9 protein-coding genes and 1 riboswitch are annotated in these 16,056 nt (G+C 38.1%); of the genes, 4 read left to right on the forward strand and 5 right to left on the reverse strand.

Features of this window, described 5'->3' with window-relative positions; genetic code table 11:
• Positions 1–111: 111 nt before the first annotated feature.
• Positions 112–2,817 carry a valine--tRNA ligase gene (locus tag LK994_RS11395; RefSeq protein ID WP_229760207.1) on the reverse strand — a complete coding sequence of 902 codons (2,706 nt, stop codon included), beginning with the start codon at positions 2,815–2,817 and terminating at the stop codon, positions 112–114.
• A gap of 105 nt (positions 2,818–2,922) precedes the next feature.
• On the opposite strand from LK994_RS11395, the gene LK994_RS11400 reads away from it, so the two are divergent.
• Complete coding sequence (locus tag LK994_RS11400; protein ID WP_229760208.1) at positions 2,923–3,906, forward strand: cation diffusion facilitator family transporter; 984 nt, start codon at positions 2,923–2,925, stop codon at positions 3,904–3,906.
• Positions 3,907–3,974: 68 nt separating this feature from the next.
• Here the strand turns inward: LK994_RS11400 and LK994_RS11405 are convergent, their stop codons facing one another.
• Positions 3,975–4,679 (reverse strand): VIT1/CCC1 transporter family protein, encoded by a 705-nt coding sequence (locus LK994_RS11405; protein WP_229760209.1) that lies wholly within the window; start codon positions 4,677–4,679, stop codon positions 3,975–3,977.
• Positions 4,680–4,778: 99 nt separating this feature from the next.
• On the reverse strand, positions 4,779–6,011 hold the full coding sequence (gene rocD / locus LK994_RS11410; protein ID WP_229760210.1) for an ornithine--oxo-acid transaminase: 1,233 nt from the start codon (positions 6,009–6,011) through the stop codon (positions 4,779–4,781).
• A gap of 228 nt (positions 6,012–6,239) precedes the next feature.
• Here rocD and LK994_RS11415 point away from each other — a divergent pair, with 228 nt between their 5' ends.
• Positions 6,240–6,722 (forward strand): VOC family protein, encoded by a 483-nt coding sequence (locus LK994_RS11415; protein WP_229760211.1) that lies wholly within the window; start codon positions 6,240–6,242, stop codon positions 6,720–6,722.
• A gap of 4 nt (positions 6,723–6,726) precedes the next feature.
• Here the strand turns inward: LK994_RS11415 and amaB are convergent, their stop codons facing one another.
• Together amaB and LK994_RS11425 are read right to left on the reverse strand one after the other, a co-directional pair.
• The gene (gene amaB, locus LK994_RS11420) at positions 6,727–8,250 is read right to left on the reverse strand and encodes an L-piperidine-6-carboxylate dehydrogenase (protein ID WP_229760212.1); all 1,524 of its coding nucleotides are present in this window, start codon (positions 8,248–8,250) and stop codon (positions 6,727–6,729) included.
• 95 nt (positions 8,251–8,345) lie between these two features.
• Complete coding sequence (locus LK994_RS11425) at positions 8,346–12,170, reverse strand: fibrobacter succinogenes major paralogous domain-containing protein (protein WP_229760213.1); 3,825 nt, start codon at positions 12,168–12,170, stop codon at positions 8,346–8,348.
• A 150-nt stretch (positions 12,171–12,320) separates the two neighbouring features.
• Positions 12,321–12,530, forward strand: a riboswitch (cobalamin riboswitch).
• Between the two features lie 102 nt (positions 12,531–12,632).
• On the opposite strand from LK994_RS11425, the gene LK994_RS11430 reads away from it, so the two are divergent.
• Positions 12,633–13,604, forward strand: a complete 972-nt coding sequence (locus LK994_RS11430) for a ribonucleoside-diphosphate reductase small subunit (protein WP_229760214.1) — start codon at positions 12,633–12,635, stop codon at positions 13,602–13,604.
• A gap of 46 nt (positions 13,605–13,650) precedes the next feature.
• Entirely contained in the window at positions 13,651–15,999 is a 2,349-nt protein-coding gene (locus LK994_RS11435) for a ribonucleoside-diphosphate reductase subunit alpha (RefSeq protein ID WP_229760215.1), read from the forward strand.
• Positions 16,000–16,056: the final 57 nt, after the last annotated feature.

Here is a 16,056-nt window from a genome sequence, read left to right on the forward strand (position 1 = left end):
CACTAATTTACAGCAGAATTCTCATAATAAACTGTTAACGGGATTATTTATGCAGTTGAAAAGGTCCGCAAAGTACACAAATAGAATCTGCGTATACTTTGCGGAGTTGTATTAATTCAGTCCGGCCAGGCTTTCCTGAATGGTTTTAATGCGGTTTTCTGCATCTGCTTGCTTCTTTTGCTCTAGCGCCAATACCTCGGGTTTGGCATTCTGCACAAACTTTTCATTGCTGAGTTTTTTGGCAATGCTTTCAAGAAATTTCTTCTGATGCTCAAGATCTTTCAGCAGATCATTTTTTAATGTAGCACTATCTAATTGTTTTTCGCTTTCAATGTAGAATTTGTCTTTTTCAATTGCCACAACAATAGTGTTGGCAACAGTATCATTTACATAATGTATCGCTTCTGCATTTACTTGCTTGCTTACTATGTTTTCAATAGCGGCATATGCTGCTGCATCAGCAGTTTGAATATGTAGTTTTACTGTTTCTTTCGGCTTTAATTGGTTTTTATTTCTGGCATCTCTCAATGCAGAGATCACTTGTTTCAATAATTCTCCCTGTGTTAAGATGGCTGTTGCAGGTTGTCCTTTAGTGGTAGTTTCTTTTATACAGAGATCATCTTTTTTATCTGACAATAAATGATAGATTTCTTCAGAAATGAAAGGCATGAAAGGATGTAATAATTCCATTAGCTGTTCAAAGAAAGAGACAGTTTTATCATACACTGCCTTTTCGATCGGTTGTTCAAAACCCGGTTTAATCCATTCCAGGTACCAACTACAGAAATCGTCCCATATCAATGAGTAGATCGTTTTCAATGCTTCGCTTAATCTGAACTGTTTCATCAGGTCGTCTACCTCAATAGCCACCTGCTTCAATCTGTTCTCAAACCAATTGATAGCGAAGTTGTCTTTTGTCGATTGTTCATTGCTCGTTGCCGATTGCCGCCCTTCCCACATTTTCAACAGCTTCAAGGCATTCCACAATTTATTATTGAAATTTCGTCCTTGTTCTAAGGCACTTTCATCAAATAATAGGTCATTGCCAGCAGGAGAAGAGATCATGATACCAAATCTTACAGCATCAGCACCATATTGGTCGATCAAACCTAAAAGATCAGGTGAGTTACCTAAACTCTTGCTCATTTTTCTTCCCTGCTTATCTCTAACAATACCAGTAAAATACACTTCGCTGAAAGGCTTTTCTTCCATGTATTCAAATCCTGCCATGATCATACGTGCTACCCAGAAAAAAATGATCTCAGGAGCTGTAACCAATGTATTGGTAGGGTAGTAGTATTTTATTTCGTTGTTTCCGGGATTACTAAATCCTTTAAACACTTCGAAAGGCCACAACCATGAAGAGAACCAGGTGTCAAGACAATCTTCATCTTGTTTGATGTCTTTACTGTTAGAAGTTGGATGTTGGATATTGAATTGTTCAATCGCAGCTTCCTTTGTTTCAGCCACCACATAATTCCCTTCCGCATCGTACCAGGCTGGTATTCTATGTCCCCACCAAAGCTGGCGACTGATACACCAGTCTTTGATGTTCTCCATCCAATGGCGATATAAATTTTTAAACTTAGGCGGATAGAATTTTATTTCTTCCTCCATTACAGTTTTTAATGCAGGGGTACTTAATTCTTTCATGCTCACCCACCATTGCAAACTCAATCTTGGTTCAACAACAGCATCGGTTCTTTCGCTAAAACCAACCTGGTTGGTATAATCTTCTATCTTAGCTATATGTCCTGCTTCCTGTAATAAAGGAATGATCTTTTTACGAACATCCATTCTGTCTTCACCTACAAACAATTGAGCGGCTTCACTTAAGGTACCGTCATCATTCATAGTGTCAATGATCTCCAGGTTGTATTTTAATCCTAACTGATAATCATTGATGTCATGCGCCGGCGTTACTTTTAGTGCACCTGTACCAAAATCTGTAGCAACATATTCATCAGCAATGATAGGGATGCGTCTGTTGATCAAAGGCACAAAAGCAAATTTGCCATGCAAATGCGTATACCTTTTATCGTTAGGATTTACACAAATAGCGGTATCTCCTAAAATAGTTTCGGGTCTTACAGTAGCAATGGTGATATAGTCGGCAATTGTCATGCTGTCTTCATGCTCTCTGTCATCATCAATCAAATAATTGATATAGTATAATTTGCTTTGTATTTCTTTGTGGATCACTTCTTCATCACTCAACGCAGTTTTTGCTTTTACATCCCAGTTGATCATTCGTTTGCCACGATAGATCACGCCTTTTTTATGTAATGCAATAAAAACTTTTATTACGCTTTCGTAATAGTCTTTATCCATTGTAAAGGATGTTCTGTTCCAATCCAGGCTACACCCTAATTTTTTTAATTGTTGTAAGATGATGCCTCCGTATTTTTCTTTCCATTCCCAGGCATAGCCTAAAAATTCATCCCTGGTTAAAGAAGATTTAGTGATGCCTCTTTCTCTGAGCATTTGCACCACTTTTGCTTCTGTTGCGATAGAGGCATGATCTGTACCCGGAACCCAGCAGGCATTTTTGCCTTCCATCCTGGCACGACGGATCAGAATATCCTGGATAGTATTATTAAGGCAATGTCCCATGTGCAATACACCGGTCACATTAGGAGGTGGCATTACAATGGTATAAGGTTCTCTGCCATCGGGGATGCTGCTAAAATAATTCTTATCCAGCCAATGCTGATACCATTTAACTTCTACTTCGTTGGGTATGTAATTTTTGGTCAGTTCCATTTTATCCTTTTTGATGCCGTTACTGCGGCCTTCTATCGCTATTAATGAGTGCAAATGTACGAATTGCGTTACATTTTTTGATACCCCTATCTTTTATGACAAATTCAAAAATTTTATCTTTACTATGTAATCTTATATTTGCTGCCTCAATTTTATCATTTGCAAAAAGTCTTACAAAACCTGCGTCTTCAAAAAATAGTGACTACAGTTGCTATTGTCCTTTTCATTATGAAGCTGGTTGCCTGGTATTTGACCGGGTCTGTGGCAATACTAACCGATGCGTTGGAAAGTACTGTAAATGTGATAGCCGGATTGATTGGAGTATACAGTTTATATGTAAGTGCAAAGCCGAAGGATCTGGATCATCCATATGGCCATGGTAAGGCAGAGTTTATTTCAGCTGCTGTAGAGGGTACTTTGATCAGTGTAGCCGGTTTGATCATCATCTATGAAGCCATTAATAATTTTATTCATCCACATAAGATCCAAAAATTAGATTACGGGATTATACTGGTAGCGATTACAGCTGTTATCAATTATGTGGCTGGTGTTTATTGTGTGAATACAGGTAAGAAAAATAACTCATTGGCATTGATCGCCAGCGGTAAACATCTTCAGACAGATACGTATTCTACTATTGGGATTATCATTGGCTTAATATTACTATATATTTTAAAATATAGCTGGATAGATAGTGCTGTCGCCATTTTATTTGCTTTCATTATTATGTTCACCGGGTACAGAATTGTAAGAAGTTCTATAGCCGGTATTATGGATGAGGCAGATGAAGCACTGATGGAAAAAATGGTAGTAATGTTAAATGCTAACAGGAGAGAGAACTGGATCGATTTTCATAATCTGCGGATCATAAAAAATGGAGGCACCTTGCATTTGGATTGTCATCTTACTGTGCCATGGTATTTGAATGTGCACGAGGCGCATGTAGAAATCGATGCATTATCTTATTTGGTAAAAAATGAGTTTGGCGAATCGATGGAATTATTTGTACACTCGGATGGTTGTTTGGATTTTAGTTGTAACATTTGTACCAAGCAAGATTGTCCTGTGCGTAAACATCCATTTGAGAAAAAGATCGAATGGACGATGAGAAATATTTCGGCAGATACGAAACATCATTTATAAAGTAGAAATAAGAGCGTATTAGTTTTTGAATTAAATGGCTTTTTCTTATTCCTTATTTGATTTCTTTGTTATTCGAATAGTTTGGCTACACCAAATGCAGCAGCAGCAGCCATTGCGCCGATAAGTGTAACCCTTAATGCACCGTACCAAGGATTTACTCCCGTGATCTTACTTTTAAAATATCCGAAAATAAATAGACATACTAATGTAGCCACTACAGATATTTCTAATGCCTGTGTAGAATCGGCAATAAAAAAATACGGACTCAACGGAATGATGCCTCCGGCAATGTAGGAAAGTCCGATATTAAGTGCACTTTTGGTGGCTCTTTTAGGATCCGGTTTTTCCAATCCTAATTCATATTTCATCATAAAGTCGACCCAACGATCCTTATCTTGTGCTATTTCTTCCGTAGCCTGTTCCTGCAAAGCAGGGCTTAAACCAATATTAGCAAAAAACTCTTTTGTTTCTTCAATTTCTTTATGGCGCAAATTTTCTACCTCATCATATTCTCTTTTCACTTCACTTCTATAATGGTCTTGCTCAGTTTTTCCTGAAAGATACCCTCCTAAACCCATTGCGATACTACCGGCAGCAATTTCAGCAATACCGGCAATAACAATGATGCTGCTTTTGTCTACAGCACCACTTAATCCTGCAGCTAATGCAAACGGAACGGTCAACCCGTCACTCATGCCGATCACTATATCTCTTAAAGCTTCTGAACTTTTTAAATGACTTTCTGTATGCTCGTGATGAAGATGTGTATCCATTTGGTTTTTAGTTTAGAGTGTTCAGGAAGTTTGGGAGTTCAGATTTGATGTAATATACTAATAGCTTACTATCTAAACTCTTAAACCTTCTACACTATATCAAAGTGTTTGTAAACTTTTATTAATAATAGCCACACATTCCATTATCTGTTCTTTTGTAATGATCAATGGTGGAGCAAAACGGATCTTATCTCCATGTGTAGGTTTTGCCAATAGACCATTTTCTTTTAATGCCAGGCAAAGTTCCCACGCTGCATCAGGATTACTATGTTTTATTACGATAGCATTTAACAAGCCTTTCCCTCTTACAATATCAATAAAAGGAGAGTTGAGCTTTTTTAATTCACTTCGTAATAATTCTCCCATTGCTTCTGCATTGGCCATCATGTTTTCGTCCTTTAATACCTGCAATGCAGTGATAGCCACAGCACAGGCTAATGGGTTACCTCCATACGTGCTGCCATGTTCTCCAGGTTTAATGGTCAGCATAATTTCATTATCAGCCAATACAGCACTTACAGGTAAAACACCGCCACTTAAAGCCTTTCCTAAGATCAAAACATCCGGACGTACATTTTCATGATCGCATGCCAGCATTTTTCCGGTACGGGCCAACCCTGTTTGGATCTCATCGGCGATCATTAATACATTGTATTCGGTGCACAGGTTTCTTACTCCGGCAAAGTAACCTTCATCTGGTACAACCACACCAGCCTCTCCTTGTATAGGTTCAAACATAAAGGCAGCTACATTATTATCCTGCAAAGCCTTTTCTAATGCCAACAGGTCGTTATGTGGTATAGTAACATACCCTGTTGTGTACGGGCCAAAATTATTTTTTGCAGAAGGATCAGAACTGAATGATATCACACCTGTTGTACGACCATGAAAATTTCCTTCGCAAACTATGATCACTGCTTTATTGGGTTCAATACCTTTTACTTCGTAGCCCCATTTTCTGCCTAATTTTAAAGCTGTTTCAACAGCCTCTACACCGGTATTCATTGGTAATACTTTGTCATAGCCAAAATATTCAGTGATATATTTTTCGTAATGTCCTAAAAGATTGCTGTGAAAAGCCCTGCTCGTTAGTGTTAGCTTTTTTGCCTGCTCAATTAATGATGCAATGATTTTTGGATGGCAATGTCCCTGGTTAACAGCAGAATATCCGCTTAAAAAATCGAAATAACGTTTTCCATCTACATCATACACAAAAACACCTTCGCCTTTTTCCAGTACTACTGGCAGAGGATGATAGTTGTGTGCTCCGTAATTTTCTTCAAGGTCGATGTATTGTTGCGAATTAGCCGATATGTTTATTGTTGAATGCATTTATTTAAAGTTTCAGATGTTTAAAATGTTGAATAGGTTTAAAAACTGGGTTGTGCCAATTTACCTGATGTTTGATGATATAGACAAGGATAGCTGCTCCTCTGAAACAGAGGAGTGCCTAAGAAATTCACTTAGTGATTCAGCAGATCAAGATTACTGCTGAGAAAATACGATATGTATCTGTTAGAAGAGATAGTTGTAAATTTGAGTGCAAATTAAAAAAAATATATGACATATACAATTCCTGCACAAACCCGTATCGGACATGTTCATTTAAAAGTAGCAGATATTGAGCGTTCGTTGAAATTTTACCGAGATATTCTGGGCTTTCAGGTAATGCAGCATTATGGTGATAGTGCAGTGTTTATCAGTGCCGGGGGCTACCATCATCATATAGGGTTGAATACCTGGCATAGTAAAGGAGCAGGGCCTGCACCGGTGAATGCAGTAGGCTTATATCATACTGCGATCTTATATCCAACAAGAAAAGATCTTGCTGCCATAGTTCAGCGTTTATTGGAAATAAAATATCCGTTGACCGGAGCTGCAGACCATGGCGTATCAGAGGCTATTTATTTAAATGACCCCGATGGCAATGGGGTGGAGTTGTATTGGGACAAGCCACAGGCTGATTGGCCTGTTGATGCAAATGGCAATTTAGATATGATCACAGCCAGATTAGATATTGATGAATTGTTAACTGAACTGTAAGGTTTTACAGATCAAATCTTATTCCTTGTGCTAATGGTAATTTATCAGTGTAGTTGATGGTATTTGTTTGTCTACGCATATAAACTTTCCATGCATCACTGCCGCTTTCTCTGCCGCCGCCTGTTTCTTTTTCGCCGCCAAATGCGCCACCGATCTCAGCCCCGGAGGTTCCGATATTTACATTCGCAATACCACAATCACTACCGGCATGAGATAAAAATCTTTCAGCTTCTCTTAAATTATTTGTCATGATAGCAGATGATAAACCTTGTGGTACATCATTCTGCAAAGCAATGGCTTCATCTAAGGTTTTATATTTGATCAAATATAAAATAGGAGCGAAGGTTTCATGCTGTACAATTTTAAAATGATTCTTCACTTCGGCAATACAAGGTTTTACATAACAACCGCTTTCATAACCTTTGCCTTTTAATACGCCACCTTCAACAATAAATTTGCCGCCCTCTGCTTTACATTTCTCTATAGCATCTAAATACATTTTTACTGCATCTTTATCGATCAATGGGCCGACATGATTTTTTTCATTTAGAGGGTTGCCAATTTTTAATTGCCTGTATGCATTCACTAATTTGTCTCTGAATTTATTATAAACCTTTTCTTGAATGATCAATCTTCGTGTAGAAGTGCATCTTTGACCTGCTGTACCAACAGCGCCAAATGCAGCGCCGATCAATGCCATATCAAGATCAGCATTTTCAGTAATGATGATAGCGTTGTTGCCACCTAATTCTAATAAGCTCTTTCCAAGCCTTGCGGCTACGGCTGCGGCTACGGCTTTGCCCATTCTGGTGCTGCCCGTTGCAGAGATCAATGCAATGTTTGTATCATTACTCATCCACTCACCAACATCTCTGCCACCAACAATTAAATTATTAACGCCTTTTGGTACATTATTCTTTTTAAAAATTTCCGTTACAATATTGGTGCATGCAATGGCGGTTAATGGTGTTTTTTCACTTGGCTTCCATACACATACATTGCCGCAGATCCATGCCAATGCAGTATTCCATGCCCATACCGCCACAGGGAAATTAAATGCTGAAATAATGCCTACAACTCCAAGTGGATGGTATTGTTCATACATTCTATGCCCGGGTCTTTCACTATGCATTGTTAAGCCATGTAACTGGCGTGATAGACCAACTGCAAAATCACAGATATCGATCATCTCCTGAACTTCGCCTAATCCTTCCTGTAAGCTCTTGCCCATTTCATAACTTACCAGTTGCCCAAGTGCAGATTTGTTTTCTCTTAATTTATCACCGATCTGTCTTACGATTTCGCCACGTTTTGGGGCAGGCCATAATTGCCATTCAGCAAAAGCTGTTTTGGCAGTATTTATAACTTCATCGTATGATCTTTTATCTGCACCTTGAACCGATGCAATTAATTTCCCATCAACAGGAGAGAAGGAATCAAAGATATCACCTTTGGATTTGATCCATTGTAAACCGGTAGATACTCCCGGATTATTTTCTTTTATCTGAAGTAATTCAAGAAATTTCATGGCATTTGTTTTAGTCACAGGTGTTGATCAATTTTATTATAATGAATCAATCACTAACTGTAAGTAAATGTAAACTTTTTAAGGCATTCTTACGATTACTGATCTTTTACACATCGGACAGAATATCCAATTCTTTTATCGTCACCAACATTGTTACTTGAGAGGGTACTGCTTGTACCAGTTAAGCCACGCCATAAGGCCCAGTTAATATTGGAAGTAGATTGTGTACTTGTCCAAAAAGAACCTGCATTACCTGTTACTGGTAAAAGAAATGCTCCGCCGGAAGTTCTGTACCCCCCTGCAAGTGCGGTAAAATTGCTGTTGTTGGTGGCGCCTGTATTCGGGCTTGGCCAGAATATAGTGCCTGTATCTTTCAATGCTGCACCAGAATTACTGTAAGTACCTGCACAGTTGGATAATGTATCCCATTCTATACTGGTAGGAATATGCCATCCCTGCGGAGCTAAGCCCCTTGGATCATTAACAGCATACCAATTATATAATTTACCAAATAAGACCCCATTGACAGTATCATTATTGTTATTGTAACACCATGCACCAGTAGTTAGACTAGCCCATTCTGTTGCAGATTTTACTTGTGGTATTGTGTCGCCGTTTTTATAGGTAACTACATCAAGGTTACGGGCCATCCATACCTGATTACAAGTTTTTACTTCAGGTATGCTGATAATATCTTTTGCAGTGAAGCTGCGTTCATTGCCATAAAATACACCCAAACTATTAGCTACATATGCTCTTACATAATACACAGTGTTAGGGGTCAGGTTTGTCATGTTTGCGGTATATATGCCAGTGCCACCTGCACTGTATGTTACTTTTGTTGGAAGGTTAATTGTCGGATTAGGATTGATATCCCATACAATACCTTTTGAAGTTAAGACTACACTGCCTTCAGATGATACACTAGCACCTGATACAGCAGTGTTGCCTGTTATAGCTACAGTTGGAATTGTTTTTAAAGAAGGTTCTATCAGTGTTACTACATTTTTTTCTGTGCCATATGCGGTGCCGTTAGCATTGGTAGCGTATGCTCTGAAATAGTAATTCTTGTTGGATAACAAACCAGTAATATTGCTGGTGAATGAAGCAGTTCCTGATCCATCATTGGTTTTTGTAGCTAGGTCAACAGTAGGGTTATGTGCTGTACTCCATACCACACCTTTTGCAGTTATAGGGCTACCTCCATCGGAAGAGATCACACCACCTGAAACAGTTGAATTATTGGTAGTTGATGATGCAGTATTTGTTGTAATTGCTGGTGTTGTAGTTAAAGTGGTAAAGCTGATTTCATTACCATAACCAGTACCTATCGCATTTGTAGCATAAGCTTTTACATAATAAGTAGTGTTTGGTAATAAGCCTGACATAATATTGCCGTATGACCCCGGGGCACCATATCCATCATTGGTTTTTGTTGGGAGGTTAATTGTCGGATTAGGATTAGTACTCCAAACAATTCCTTTTGCAGTGACAGCACTTCCTTTATCATTAACAAGTCTCCACCATACTGTTCCTGAATTGCTGGATATTCCATTGATCGAATCGGTTGCCAAAGAAGGAATATCTAAAGTAGTAAAACTGATCTCATTACCATAGCCTGTACCAATACTATTCGTAGCATAAGCTCTTATGTAATAGGTAGTGTATGGTTGTAATCCATTGATATCAGTTATATAAGTTGTATTACCTGACCCATCATTTGTTTTAGTAGTAAGTGCTATAGTAGGATTGGGGCTTGTGCTCCAAACAATACCTTTTGCAGTAACTGCATATCCTCCATTAAGAGAAATAGTACCACCGGATCTGACAGAATTGGTTGTGACCAATGTTGGTGATGTCGTTGTAATGGTTGGTACTTTATCTTTAGCGCAGCGGATTGAAAAACCTCTCCATTTTGTAGTTGGTACTGATTGGAAATAAGTTGAATAGCTATTTGTAGCGATCACTACCGCATTATTAGCATCCGTTTCAGTAGCCAGCCACCAATCTGCCCAGTCACGTAGATTGCCAAAATTGCCATCAGAACTATTGGTATTGCCACCCGGAAGAGCAGTGAAGTTTGTACTATTGGTTGCACCGCTATTAGGACTGTTCCAGTGTATGTAACCAGTTTCTTTCAACGGGCCACCACCTACAGTAGAGCCGCCTAAACAATTAGCAAGATCAGTATACTCAGCATTGTCAGGGATATGCCAACCTTGAGGTGCTAGACCTCTTGGATCATTCACAGCATACCAGTTATACATTTTGCCATATACGGAACCGTTAGCAGGGTCATTGTTGTAATAACACCATGCACCTGTTCTCATAGCATTCCATTGAGTACGATCTGTAACTTGTGGTATAGTATCTCCATTTTTATAAGTTGATACATCTAAATTTTTACCTGACCATATCTGGTTGCACATAGCAACTTCTGTTATTGTGGGATCAACAGTAGTAAAACCAATTTCATTGCCATACGAGGTAATGACGCTGTTAGTAGCATATGCTCTGACAAAATAAGTAACACCAGGCAGTAACCCTGAAAGGTTACTTGTAAAACTGCCCGAGCCGCTACCATCAACAGTTTTGGTTGATAACGCAATTGTTGGATTATGACTTGTGCTCCATACCACACCTCTTGTTGTTACAGGAGTTCCTCCTTCTGCAGTAATACTTCCTCCACTCATAGCGGTAGTACTGGTAATGGATGATATACTATTAGTTGTCAGAATGGCTCCGTTCAGTGTTGTAAAACTAATTTCATTTCCATAGCTCGTTCCACCACTGTTAGTAGCATAGGCTCTTATGTAATAAGTAGTATTGTTTGAAAGACCTGCAATATTGCTGATAAATGAACCTGTACCGGTTCCATCTATCGTTTTAGTTGTAAGATTTACTGTCGGGTTAGAAGATGTACTCCACACAACTCCTCTAGCGGTAATACCTGCACCACTAACAACATTTCCCCCGGAAACAACTGAGTTGTTAGTTAGTGAAGAAATAGACGTGGTAGTAACAACTGGAGGATCTGGTAATGTTTTAAAACGAATAATGTTACCGAAGATCAAATTTGTTTTAGTTTGTAGATAAGCTGCAACAAAATAAGTTGTAGCAGGTAACAGTCCTGTTATAAAACTTGAATAATGGCCTGATATATTTCCTGACGGTCCGTCCGATGTTTTTTTATTAGAGAAAACAACGGTATTTGAATCTGTGCTCCAAAGCACTCCTTTAAAAAATATTGGGGAACATGGATCAGTAATAAAAGTGCCACCCGAAGTTGCTGTTGTATTAGTAATAACCGTAGGAGAATCTGTAAATACAATAGTAAAAGTATTTGAAGTAATAAAGCTTGATTCGTTGCCGTAAGCTGTGCCAACTGCATTGGTAGCATAAGCTCTTACGTAGTATTGGGTAGACGCCTGTAAATTACTGATACTAGATTGAAAAACACCTTTTCCTGTACCATCATAAGTTTTAGTGGATAGGTTAATTGTAGGGTTTGGCGAAGTGCTCCACACAACACCTCTTGATGTTACAGGAGCATTGCCATCAGCAGTTACATTGCCGCCAGTCATTACAGAACAACCTGTTATTTCAGCAAGGCTTGTAGTAGTGACAGTAGGAAGCTGTACATTCATATTAAGGTTGCCATGTATGATAAACTTAGCATTGGTAGCCACAATAAAAAAAGCTCCATCTGAAATTGTTTGAGTTACATCCAATACACAACTGTCATTAATGGCCGGAGCTATTACGATGCTGTCTCCTGATGGTAATGTTAATGGAGGAATGATGTTATTAGTCCAATTGGAGGATACTGACCAATTACCATTGCCGGTAAATGTATAAGTTTGTGAGAATCCAACTGTTGCAATTAGTAAAAAAACAAATGATAAAAAAAATGCTTTCATGTTTATGGAAGTGTAATAAGGATTGCCAAAAATAAAGTTATTTCTTTTTACATCGATCAATTATGTGTGAAATCCTTGCCTGTTAACACTTTTAAAACTTGTAAACAATTTGTGAAAAACATTATCGAATTGTTGCCGTCATCAGGTGTAATATTGCACTGTTGTTGAGGTTCTTAGTTCTATTTCCAATTCATTAGTAGTAACAAGATTAAAAGGGAATCCTGTTCAATTCAGGAGCTATCCCCGTAGCTGTAAGTCTTAAAGATTTTTGCACCTCAAAGCCACTTTCCGCCGTCAGGCGGATGGGAAGGCAGCAAAAACAGGACGAGCCAGAAGACCTGCCTTTAACAATGACATAACAAAAACTATACTTTCGGCGGAAAAGTAGCGGTATAATAAAGTAGACGATTTTGCTCTTCTTTTTTGCACCTTATTTGTGTCGACGGTAATCAAAAAATAAATATGCAGAACGAACCGATTTTACAGGATAACAAAGACCGCTTTGTGCTCTTTCCGATCAACCATCAGGATATCTGGAAAATGTATAAACAGGCGGAAGCAAGTTTCTGGACTGCTGAAGAAATTGATCTTACAGCCGACTTGCAGGATTGGGCAAATAAGTTAACGGAGGATGAAAAATATTTCATCAAACATGTGCTGGCATTTTTTGCGGCAAGCGATGGTATTGTAAATGAAAATCTGGCAGTTAATTTTTTACAGGAGGTGCAATATCCTGAAGCCCGCTGTATGTATGGCTTTCAGGTGATGATAGAAAATATTCATAGCGAAGCGTATTCACTATTGATCGATACTTATATTAAAGACCCGATTGAAAAAGACAGATTACTTAGAGCAATTGATACCATTGATTGTGTTAAGAAAAAAGCTGAATGGGCTTTACGCTGGATCGATAAAGGAAGTTTTGCAGAAAGATTAATTGCTTTCGCTGCTGTTGAAGGTATCTTTTTTAGCGGAAGTTTCTGTTCTATTTTCTGGCTAAAAAAACGTGGACTAATGCCTGGTTTAAGTTTTGCCAATGAATTGATCAGCCGTGATGAAGGGTTACATTGTGATTTTGCATGTTTGCTTTATACCAATCACTTAATAAATCAATTACCAAAAGAAACAGTTACCCAAATTATCAGAGATGCGGTAACGATAGAAAAAGAATTTGTAAGCGATGCTTTACCTGTGGGATTAATTGGCATGAATGCAACCTTGATGTGCCAATACATTGAGTTTGTTGCAGACAGATTATTGGTGGCCTTGGGTTGTGATAAAATTTACAATGCCACCAATCCTTTCGATTTTATGGAATTGATCTCTCTGCAGGGCAAAACCAACTTCTTTGAAAAAAGGGTAGGCGAATATCAAAAAGCAGGTGTGATGAATGACAGCAGTTCGAAAGCATTTACAATGGATGAAGATTTTTAAATAAAAAATTACCCTTAATATAATTACTACCTAAATTCTCTAACACATGAAAGTAATAAAACGCAATGGCAAAAGTGAAGCCGTACACTTTGATAAAATCACTTCGAGAGTAATGAAGCTGAGTTACGGTTTGCAATTAAAGAATGAAGATGTTATTGAAATCGCAAAAAAAGTAATTGCAGGTATTTACAATAATGTTACCACTACAGAATTAGATAATCTGGCTGCGGAAACCGCAGCATCATTTACCACTAAGCATCCTGATTTTGCAGTATTGGCAGCACGTATAGCTGTTTCTAATTTGCATAAAAATACATTAAAGTCATTTTCAGAAACAGCTGGATTATTGTATAATTATGTTGATGAGAAAACAGGCGAGGTGGCTCCATTGATCGCTGATGATGTTTGGGCTATCATTCAAGAGCATCAGGATGTGTTGAATGCATCAATTATTTATGAAAGAGATTATCATTTTGATTTTTTTGGATTTAAAACATTGGAAAAATCTTACTTATTAAAAGTTAACGGTAAAATAGTTGAACGTCCGCAACATTTGTTTATGAGAGTTGCATTGGGAATTCATAAAACAGATATTGATGCTGCGATTGAAACTTATAATTTGATGAGTGAAAAATGGTTTATTCATGCAACTCCAACTTTATTCAATGCTGGTACACCAAAACCGCAAATGAGCAGTTGCTTTTTGCTGAGTATGAAGGATGACAGTATTGCTGGTATCTATGATACGTTAAAAAACTGTGCCATGATCTCTCAATCTGCAGGAGGAATTGGTTTAAACATTCATAATATCAGAGCTACAGGTAGTTATATAAAAGGAACAAACGGTACAAGTAACGGAATCATTCCAATGTTGAGGGTATTCAATGATACAGCACGTTATGTAGATCAGGGCGGAGGAAAACGCAAAGGAGCATTCTCTGTTTATTTAGAACCATGGCATGCAGATGTGTTTGAATTTCTAGACCTGAGAAAAAATCATGGGAAAGAAGAAATGAGAGCAAGAGATCTGTTCTTAGCGCTTTGGATTCCTGATCTGTTTATGAAAAGGGTAGAAGAGAATGGCAACTGGAGCTTGTTCTGCCCGAATGAAGCAAAAGACCTCCACACCAATCATGGAAAAGTTTTCGAAGCATTGTATGAGCAGTATGAAGCTGAAGGAAAAGCAAAGAAAACAGTTCCTGCACGTGATTTGTGGAATGCAATTTTAGAATCGCAAATAGAAACGGGGACACCGTACATTTTATATAAAGACGCTGCAAATGAAAAGAGTAATCAAAAGAATTTAGGTACGATACGCTGCAGCAATCTTTGTACAGAGATCATCGAATACAGTGATGAAAATGAAACAGCGGTTTGTAATCTGGCGTCACTTTCTTTACCTCGTTTTGTTGAAGGCAAGACTTTCAATTTTGAAAAATTATTAGAGATCACTCAGATCGTCACTAAAAATCTGAACAAGGTAATTGATAACAATTACTATCCAATCCCTGAAACGAAGTTGAGTAACTTCCGTCATCGACCTATTGGTTTAGGTGTACAAGGTTTGGCGGATGTATTCATGTTATTAGGTTTGCCATTTGAAAGTGATATGGCAAAGATGCTGAACAAGAATATTTTTGAAACGATCTATTATGGCGCTTTAGTAGCATCAAACAATGTTGCAAAAGAATTTGGTGCTTACGAAACATTTAAAGGTTCTCCATTAAGTCAGGGTATTTTACAATTTGATATGTGGAATGTACAACCAAGCGATCGTTATGATTGGGATAGTTTACGTAAATCAATTATGGAACATGGCGTACGCAACTCTTTATTGTTGGCACCGATGCCTACTGCCTCTACGTCTCAAATTTTAGGAAATAACGAATGTTTTGAACCATATACTTCAAATATCTATAACCGTCGTGTATTAAGCGGTGAGTTTGCAGTGGTAAACAAACATTTACTGAAAGATCTGATGAACTTAGGTTTGTGGAACGATCATATGAAACAACGTATCATCGCTGCTAATGGTTCTGTTCAAAATATTGAAGAGATACCTGCAGATATGAAAGAAATTTATAAAACAGTTTGGGAGATCAAGCAACGTAATATCATTGATATGGCGGCAGACAGGGGAGCATTCATTTGTCAATCACAATCATTGAATTTGTTTGTAGCTGATGCAAATTTCGCAAAACTTTCATCAATGCATTTCTACACATGGAAGAAAGGGCTGAAGACCGGGATGTATTACCTTCGTACCAAAGCAGCAGCTGATGCAATTAAATTCACAGTTGATGCATCTGTTTTAAATCAAACAAAAGATGAGCAAGCTGCACAAATATCTTGCTCTTTAGATAATAAAGATGAGTGTATGAGCTGCGGTTCTTAAAGAAATAAACTGTAACCAAAAAGGGCCTCAACTTTTTTTGAAGGCCCTTTTTAATTT

The sequence above is a fragment of the Ferruginibacter lapsinanis genome (genome assembly GCF_020783315.1).
Classification (GTDB): Bacteria; Bacteroidota; Bacteroidia; order Chitinophagales; family Chitinophagaceae; genus Ferruginibacter; species Ferruginibacter lapsinanis.

Bases quoted from the DNA above. Each gene is read 5' to 3' on its own strand.
- LK994_RS11425 (WP_229760213.1), bottom strand. From the start codon at position 12,170: ATGAAAGCATTTTTTTTATCATTTGTTTTTTTACTAATTGCAACAGTT.
- LK994_RS11435 (WP_229760215.1), top strand. From the start codon at position 13,651: ATGAAAGTAATAAAACGCAATGGCAAAAGTGAAGCCGTACACTTTGAT.
- amaB (WP_229760212.1), bottom strand. From the start codon at position 8,250: ATGAAATTTCTTGAATTACTTCAGATAAAAGAAAATAATCCGGGAGTA.
- rocD (WP_229760210.1), bottom strand. From the start codon at position 6,011: ATGCATTCAACAATAAACATATCGGCTAATTCGCAACAATACATCGAC.
- LK994_RS11415 (WP_229760211.1), top strand. From the start codon at position 6,240: ATGACATATACAATTCCTGCACAAACCCGTATCGGACATGTTCATTTA.
- LK994_RS11405 (WP_229760209.1), bottom strand. From the start codon at position 4,679: ATGGATACACATCTTCATCACGAGCATACAGAAAGTCATTTAAAAAGT.
- LK994_RS11430 (WP_229760214.1), top strand. From the start codon at position 12,633: ATGCAGAACGAACCGATTTTACAGGATAACAAAGACCGCTTTGTGCTC.